The organism is Borreliella burgdorferi B31, assembly GCF_000008685.2.
GTDB lineage: Bacteria > Spirochaetota > Spirochaetia > Borreliales > Borreliaceae > Borreliella > Borreliella burgdorferi.
Window position 1 is genome coordinate 24,163 of record NC_000950.1, and the last position, 6,137, is coordinate 30,299.

Annotated in this window: 7 protein-coding genes and 1 pseudogene; 7 read left to right on the forward strand and 1 reads right to left on the reverse strand. The window is 28.1% G+C overall.

What is annotated here, in order from left to right; translation table 11 throughout:
* Positions 1-47: 47 nt before the first annotated feature.
* A complete protein-coding gene (locus BB_RS06445) occupies positions 48-473 on the forward strand; it encodes a DUF261 domain-containing protein (protein WP_010883785.1) in 426 nt (141 codons plus the stop codon).
* Positions 474-478: 5 nt separating this feature from the next.
* Here the strand turns inward: BB_RS06445 and BB_RS06450 are convergent, their stop codons facing one another.
* A complete protein-coding gene (locus BB_RS06450) occupies positions 479-1,273 on the reverse strand; it encodes a site-specific integrase (RefSeq protein ID WP_010883786.1) in 795 nt (264 codons plus the stop codon).
* Positions 1,274-1,702: 429 nt separating this feature from the next.
* Between BB_RS06450 and BB_RS08075 the strand changes: the two are divergent.
* The 6 genes and pseudogenes from BB_RS08075 to BB_RS06480 all read left to right on the forward strand — a co-directional run.
* Positions 1,703-1,780: pseudogene (locus BB_RS08075) on the forward strand (ErpL protein); the annotation flags it as partial.
* A 62-nt stretch (positions 1,781-1,842) separates the two neighbouring features.
* Positions 1,843-2,658, forward strand: a complete 816-nt coding sequence (locus BB_RS06460) for an Erp family outer-surface lipoprotein (RefSeq protein ID WP_010883799.1) — start codon at positions 1,843-1,845, stop codon at positions 2,656-2,658.
* Positions 2,659-2,690: 32 nt separating this feature from the next.
* Positions 2,691-3,365, forward strand: a complete 675-nt coding sequence (locus BB_RS06465) for an ErpY (RefSeq protein WP_010883772.1) — start codon at positions 2,691-2,693, stop codon at positions 3,363-3,365.
* Positions 3,366-3,513: 148 nt separating this feature from the next.
* Entirely contained in the window at positions 3,514-4,041 is a 528-nt protein-coding gene (locus BB_RS06470; protein WP_010883787.1) for a DUF643 domain-containing protein, read from the forward strand.
* 180 nt (positions 4,042-4,221) lie between these two features.
* Positions 4,222-4,788 (forward strand): DUF603 domain-containing protein, encoded by a 567-nt coding sequence (locus tag BB_RS06475; RefSeq protein WP_010883788.1) that lies wholly within the window; start codon positions 4,222-4,224, stop codon positions 4,786-4,788.
* Complete coding sequence (locus BB_RS06480; RefSeq protein WP_010883773.1) at positions 4,785-6,137, forward strand: PBSX family phage terminase large subunit; 1,353 nt, start codon at positions 4,785-4,787, stop codon at positions 6,135-6,137. Before BB_RS06475 ends, BB_RS06480 begins: the two co-directional genes overlap by 4 nt.

The following is a 6,137-nucleotide window of genomic DNA, read 5'->3' on the forward strand; positions in this document are numbered from 1 at the left end:
GCACTAAAAAATTAAAAAAAATAAATTTAATATAGGAGGATTAATTAATGCTTATTAATAAAATAAAACAAGACAATAGAACTTTACGCCCAGAGATACAAAGGTGGGGCTGTTACTTTTTGTGTCTACATTATTATACAAGTCTATTTAAGAAACGTGAATTTAATGTTTATGAGATAAATGCAGCGTATTATAGATTTATAGGACTTGGATATATTAAGAGCAATTGTTTTATTATAAATCCATGTATGATACTTAATTACTACGGAATTAGAAGTAGTGTGAGATATGAGTCTTTAAATTATTTAGGTGCAGCCAATGAATTTGAAATAAGCGAAGTTAAAATCGATAAGGTTAATGGATATCACTTTATAGCAACAAAAAATAAAGAAATATTATATGATTCACTTGACTTGAAACCTCGTGGAAAAATATTTAAAGTAACTTCAAAGCGTATATTTAAACTGAAATAGTTTTACTAAAGTTTAAGGCACTTTTTAGCACATTCATAAGCTTGAATTTTATTAGCAGAAGAGAGTCCGTAGATATTATCAATTTCATTGGTTGAAGAATATTTCATAAGTTCTTTAATTTGAAAAGAATTGTAGCCGTTAGATTTCAAATTTGAAATAAATAAATTTCGACATAGATGGAGAGATTTATTTACACGAAATCCCGATTTTTTAAGAAGATTTTTGAATTTTTTAGAAATATGGACAATATCAATTTGGTTATCTTTAAACTTATGTTTGTTCTTTTGAAAAAGATAAGTACGTCGCGAGTCAAGAGTTTTTTCTTGGAAATGATTTTTATGTGCTGTTTGGATAGCCTCGAACTCTTCTGAGTTGATGACAATTTCTCTAATACAAGAGGTATTTCTTTTTTTTGCCACATTTACTTTAATAGTATATAAAGTTTTTCCGGTTTTGCTTAAAAAAGTTGAAATATCTTGCATTTTTACTTTTTGCATTTCAGTGCCTCTACATCCACTTATTAAGAGTAGATGCACAAACCAACCAGAAATTGGGTCAATTTGTTTTAGGGTTTTGGCACATTTTAGAATTAATTTAATACTTTTAGGGGTCAAATAAAACTTAGGAGTTGGTTTTGAATTTTTTTTCTTACGTTTAGGTGAATTTTCTAGAGATTTAAGAATTTTATTTTCATTTTCTAGAATTTTGTTTTTATTTAATGCATTTTGGTATTCTTGAAATAGTTTGAGCGTAAAATCCATATTGAAATTATTTAAATTAAAAGAATTATTAGTATCCATAAGACAAGCTCCTTATAAGTGTTACTTTTAAATTAAGTAAAAGTAATAAAAATAGATGAAAAATGTAATTTATATTGTACCAAAAACTAAAAATTTTAGTCAAATTTTGTGAGTTCTCATTGCATGCAAAATCTGGGCTGTAGAGCAGGTGGGATAAACAGAAGAGGCAATTTTTAAGGGTGGTACACAAGAAAGATACAATACTTTGTGTAATATATAGCAAAGACTTTGAAATTTAATTTGTATGTGTTTTGTAGTCTCTTATAATGAGTAGTGCATTTGCAATGGAGAGATTTTATGAGTTTGATTAAAATTACATTTTAGTTTTGTAACAATGTAATTCGAAATGTAACAAAATTATATATTTAAATCTTTGAAATATTGCAATTATTAGCTGTTGTGGTAATATTGGGACTTATGGAGTAACTTATGAATAAGAAAATGAAAAATTTAATTATTTGTGCAGTTTTTGTTTTGATAATTTCTTGTAAAAATAATACTTTATCTTTATATGATGAGCAAAGTATTGGCTAGGTAAAATTTTGAAAAATAATTAGAAGGGGAACCCCATGAACAATGTTTCAGAAAAAAATCAAGAAATGCAAAATAATATTCAAGCAAAAATAAGCTTCAGAAAAGATATGAAAACCCTAAGAATGAATTTATCAGGGATTAATAAGAATTCTAAGGGGTACGAGTATAATTATCGAAGTTTAGATGACATAGTTAGAGAAATTAAAAACGTTATTGATAAGCATAATTTGGATCTTTTTTTTACGCAAGATCCAATTTCTGTAGAGGGGCAATATGGCATAGTTGATTATATTAGGACGACATTCTACAGTACAAGCACTGTGTACAAATACTCATTTGATACGCCAACTTTTACAGAAAAATTACAATGGACCAATGAAAACAGCTCTAAAAATGGAAAGACCGTACCCCAAATGGTTGGAGCAGCTATTACTTATTTCAGAAGGTGCGCTTTAGTTGGATATCTTCGCATAAAAACTGACGAATTTTTTGATTTTAATGTATATATTAAATATAAAAAAACAAATATCGGCAATTGGATAGATTTAGGAACTTTAGATCTAATAAAAGAAGAATATAGTATTGTAACAGATTTAAATGTTGGGGGGCACACGGCTAGATTATTTTCAGTAAAAGAGTCAGAAATTAACAACTTTGTAAATTCAATGATTAGAGGAGGAGCATTTAATGCGGATTATTATGGTTATCAAGAAGGAGAAGATTATAAAATCAAAAACATAGAAACAAAAATAGAAACTATTAATGACTCTCAATTTATTACATTTTTAGGAAGAGATAATACATATGCAATTTTATTAGAGGAATTTAAGATGAATTTAAAAAGAATTTGAAATAAACGCTTACAACATAGGAGACAATCTTTATGAATAAAAAAATAAAAATGTTTATTATTTGTGCTATTTTTATGCTGATAAGTTCTTGTAAGAATGATGTAACTAGTAAAGATTTAGAAGGGGCGGTGAAAGATTTAGAAAGTTCAGAACAAAATGTAAAAAAAACAGAACAAGAGATAAAAAAACAAGTTGAAGGATTTTTAGAAATTTTAGAGACAAAAGATTTAAACACATTAGATACAAAAGAAATTGAAAAACAAATTCAAGAATTAAAGAATAAGATAGAAAAATTAGACTCTAAAAAAACTTCTATTGAAACATATTCTGGGTATGAAGAAAAAATAAACAAAATAAAAGAAAAATTAAACGGAAAAGGACTTGAAGATAAATTAAATGAACTTTCAGAGAGCTTAAAAAAGAAAAAAGAGGAGAGAAAAAAAGCTTTACAAGAGGCTAAAAAGAAATTTGAAGAGTATAAAAACCAAGCTGAATCTGCAACTGGAGTAACGCATGGTTCTCAAGTCCAAAGACAAGGTGGTGTTGGATTACAAGCTTGGCAGTGTGCTAATAGTTTGGGGTTTAAAAATATGACTAGTGGTAATAATACTAGCGATATGACCAATGAAGTTATAACTAATTCGCTTAAAAAGATTGAAGAAGAACTTAAAAATATTGGAGAAACTGTAGAAGGTAAAAAAGAATAAAGAAAAAGTTTTTATTGTTAATCGAATTTAGAAAAACAAGGCCAATTGATAGTCTTGTTTTTCTATTTAAGCTATATCACTTATGAAGTGAAAATGCCAAAAACTATTGTTAAAAATATTGTTTATTTATATACTCTCTAGAGTTTTGATGTATATAAATGAAATTTCAGATTTTTATGATTGTTTGAGCCCAGGCACAAAAAAGGAAATAAGCAAACTTTATGGAGTTAAGCAATTAACTCTGGAACAAAAAAAGGATTTTTATAGAGGTTTTGTATCAATACAAGAATACAAAAGAAAAACCGGAAAAAGTATTGATGAAATTATAAATGGTATTATAAACCCTGCAAAAAATTTTATTAAAGATGTTCTGAAAGATAAGCATATAATAGAAAAGTATAAAAATTTCCAAAATATGAAGTTTGATTGTAGCTATAAGAAAGGAATGCTAGAAAAATGTTTGAAAAAAATGGGAGAGAAATATTCCGACCGGTTTTTGAGTATTGTTTCTGATATTATGGATGAGATTGGTAGAAAAGATCCAAAACGAGAATCAATAGACGGGGTTCTTAACTTTGTAGATATATTATTTATAATCATGCACTACTATGATAAGGGAATTTGCACAAGGAAGTATCTTATAAAAACAATAAAAGATTTTTCCAAATTGGTATAGTCAAGTTGTAGCAAAATTTAATAAATTAGTTAATCGCTATTTCTAAATCAATAAAAGTCAATAAATATCAAACATCTGTCAATAGATATCAATAAGATAATAGTTAATGTTAATAATTAATAAATTGAATTACTATTTAGAGTAATAAGTTGTTAATTTTGTTATTTTAGGAGAATTTTCTTGAAAAGAGCCAAAAGGTCTTTTAATGATTATGTTGCATACTTTAGAGAAGGATCGTTAAGTGATAAAGAAATAGCAGCTAAACTAAGGGTTTCTAAAGTAAATGTGTGGAGAATGAGACAAAAGTGGGAAAGTGGAGAAACTTCTGTTAGCGAGGACTCTAGACTAACAATTAGTGAAGATACTTTTGAACACCTTTTGTCGCAAACCTTTAGATCAGAAGTTAACGCTAGGAAAGTTAGAAGCGAATTGGATTTAGAGCGAGCCAATTTAGAATTAGGGTTTATACATGCATTTAAGCGATATTCTAGTGTTGAGCTTTTTAGTATGCATACTAAAATAGAAAATTTAAGAGCCGAAATTGATGCTTTAAATAAAGCAAGTAGTAAAAAAAACAAGCAAGTTGTTAATGGAGAAATTAATTCTTTAAAAAGTGAGCTTGATGAATATGTAAAGGAGTGCTCAATAAGAGAAATGGAGCTTTACTATGAATGTATGAAAAAACTTTCTTCTGCTCATGAAGTTGAGAATAAAGGCAATTACAAAAGTTATAAAGGGTACAAGTGAACTTATATCAAACAAAACTTTTTACAACACTACAAAAGGAATACAAAAATAAATATGGAGTTGACATATCACAATTTGTAAAGCTAACAAATTCTTCAATTAATTTTGATAAGTTTGAAAAAGAACAGTTAACCATAAAACAAAAAAATGTTATAAAAAGTATTCAAAAAAATAATGAAAAGAAGATTATACTCAGCGGCGGCATAGCTAGCGGCAAAACGTATCTTGCATGTTATCTTTTTCTCAAAAGTTTAATTGAAAATAAAAAGTTATACTCTGGTGATATTAATAATTTTATTATTGGGAATTCACAACGCTCAGTTGAAGTTAATGTTTTGGGACAATTTGAAAAGCTATGTAAACTTCTTAAAATTCCTTATATCCCAAGACATACAAATAATTCATATATATTAATTGATTCACTTCGTATTAATCTATATGGAGGAGATAAGGCAAGTGATTTTGAAAGATTTAGAGGCAGTAATTCGGCACTTATTTTTGTTAATGAGGCTACTACTTTACACAAGCAAACTTTAGAGGAGGTCTTAAAAAGACTTAGGTGCGGACAAGAAACTATTATTTTTGATACTAATCCTGATCATCCAGAACACTATTTTAAAACCGATTATATTGATAATATAGCGACATTTAAGACATATAATTTTACAACTTATGATAATGTGCTACTTAGTAAAGGATTTATCGAAACACAAGAAAAACTCTATAAAGATATACCATCATATAAAGCAAGAGTTTTGCTAGGTGAGTGGATAGCAAGCACCGATTCAATTTTTACACAAATAAATATTACTAATGATTATGTATTTACTAGCCCGATAGCATATTTAGACCCAGCATTTAGTGTTGGAGGGGATAACACTGCATTATGTGTTATGGAGCGAGTTGATGATAAGTATTATGCTTTTGTATTTCAAGACCAACGACCAGCCAATGATCCTTATATTATGAATATGGTAAAGACCGTTATAGAAAATTTCAATGTGCATACACTGTATTTAGAGGATAGAGATAATACAAAAGGTGCTGGTGGATTGACCCGCGAATACATCTTGCTAAGAAATAATATAAGCCAATATTTTAGAATTGTTCCAGTTAAGCCAAAGTCTAATAAATTTAGCAGAATAACAACGGTAATTACGCCGTTTACTTATAAGAAACTTTACATTACAAAGTACAGTAGTTCTTCTGTATTTAATGATATTTATTCGTATAAGGGGGATAGCAAAACCCATGATGATGCTCTTGATGCAATGTCTGCAGCATATTTGATGTTGTCTTTAGGATATAGAGAGCGAAGTGTTCACTTTGGCAATCAAAGATTTTTGTAA

Excerpts from the sequence above, each read along its gene's own strand:
- BB_RS06445 (WP_010883785.1), top strand. The coding sequence starts at position 48 with ATGCTTATTAATAAAATAAAACAAGACAATAGAACTTTACGCCCAGAG.
- BB_RS06450 (WP_010883786.1), bottom strand. The coding sequence starts at position 1,273 with ATGGATACTAATAATTCTTTTAATTTAAATAATTTCAATATGGATTTT.
- BB_RS06460 (WP_010883799.1), top strand. The coding sequence starts at position 1,843 with ATGAACAATGTTTCAGAAAAAAATCAAGAAATGCAAAATAATATTCAA.
- BB_RS06465 (WP_010883772.1), top strand. The coding sequence starts at position 2,691 with ATGAATAAAAAAATAAAAATGTTTATTATTTGTGCTATTTTTATGCTG.
- BB_RS06470 (WP_010883787.1), top strand. The coding sequence starts at position 3,514 with ATGTATATAAATGAAATTTCAGATTTTTATGATTGTTTGAGCCCAGGC.